Genomic DNA, 1,394 nt, shown 5'->3' with positions numbered 1-1,394 from the left:
TCCCGCGCCAGATTGGTGGTTGAGCGCAAAATCAAAAAACGGCTAAAGATATGCCGAATCAGCTTTGCTTCTTCAAGATTGATCACTAATTTGCGATCACAAATGTCATAACCAAGTGGCGGATTTTCGCCCATCCACATGCCTTTTTTCTTGGAGGCGGCAAATTTATCGCGGATACGCTCACCGGTTAATTCTCTTTCGTACTGCGCAAAAGAAAGCAGAACATTAAGCATCAAACGCCCCATGGAGCTTGAGGTATTAAAGGATTGAGTCACTGCCACAAATGTCACTTGATGCTTATCAAAAAGCTCTACAATTTTGGAAAAATCAATCAGGGAGCGCGATAAACGATCAATTTTATAAACCACCACACAATCAACCAGGCCATTTTCAATATCTTGAAACAACTCTTGTAAAGCCGGACGATTCAGTGTGCCACCGGAATAACCTCCATCATCATAGGACTTAGCTAAAGCTACCCATCCTTCATGTTGTTGGCTGGCGATATAGCTTTCAGCCGCAAGTCGTTGCGCATCAAGGCTGTTAAAGGCCTGCTCTAATCCTTCCTCATGGGATTTACGTGTATAAATGGCGCAGCGTATCTTTTTATTCATCAGGCCTCCTTGTTACTACGCAGGCCAAAGAACGCTGGTCCATTCCATCTGGTACCGGTAATTTTACGAGCAATGGCTGATAAGGATTTATAGCTTTGCCCTTGATAGATAAAGCCATTTTCTGAAACCAGCACCTCATGCAAGTCACCTTGGAATTCACGAATGAGCTTGGTGCCGGCCAAAGGCTTTGAAGCCATATAGTGATTGGTGAACTTTTTACCTTTCTCCATTTGATCGGCTAAATTATCCAGCTGTTTTGCTGACTTTTCAGCCATAGGCCCATAAGCGAGTTCTTGCAGACGATAGGCCAGCCTTGGGATGAGATAGGTTTTGGAATGGGGCGGCGCATCGGTATCAAAAATACTTCGCCACAGTTCTTTAAGTTCTGCAGTGCTTTTACTTTGCAAAGCCAGAACTTGCTTAATAACAGATTCTTTCATGATCTTGACCATAATTAGTTTTCTCCAACAAACTTGCTCTAGAAGCGCTTCCTTTTGAAGAGAAGTCAAGAGAAAGTTTCTCTGAAGGCCTTGATTTACCTAGGTTTTTGCTAGAATGTGTACGTATAATTGCTGCAGCGATAATATGCGCAACTTCTTTCAGGCGATCATAGTATTGGGCTGTGGTTAACAACATAAGGAACCTCATCTGATTGGCATGTGAGTTATTTACAGCTTCCGGAGAGATTTCGTTCACAAGAACTTCATATGTTACAAATAGCTCTTGACTAACCTAACACATGTTAGGTATGATAAATTTAAGTTAAATTTTAGGATATGA

General features: G+C 42.1%; 3 protein-coding genes. All 3 read right to left on the bottom strand.

Annotation, left to right across the window (positions count from 1 at the left end; genetic code table 11):
- On the bottom strand, window positions 1-614 hold a 614-nt coding region (locus tag HCUR_RS00660; RefSeq protein WP_129591792.1), incomplete at its 3' end, for a recombinase family protein.
- Window positions 614-1,054: a DUF2924 domain-containing protein gene (locus HCUR_RS00655; RefSeq protein ID WP_207760840.1), complete on the bottom strand. Its 441-nt coding sequence runs from the start codon at window positions 1,052-1,054 to the stop codon at window positions 614-616. The genes HCUR_RS00655 and HCUR_RS00660, both read right to left, overlap by 1 nt.
- Window positions 1,035-1,310 carry a hypothetical protein gene (locus HCUR_RS08970; RefSeq protein WP_207760839.1) on the bottom strand — a complete coding sequence of 92 codons (276 nt, stop codon included), beginning with the start codon at window positions 1,308-1,310 and terminating at the stop codon, window positions 1,035-1,037. Before HCUR_RS08970 ends, HCUR_RS00655 begins: the two co-directional genes overlap by 20 nt.
- Between the last annotated feature and the right edge of the window lie 84 nt (window positions 1,311-1,394).

The organism is Holospora curviuscula, from assembly GCF_002930195.1.
Lineage (GTDB): Bacteria > Pseudomonadota > Alphaproteobacteria > Holosporales > Holosporaceae > Holospora > Holospora curviuscula.
Note: the sequence above shows the minus strand (reverse complement) of the source record. Positions and strands in the feature narration are given on the sequence as shown.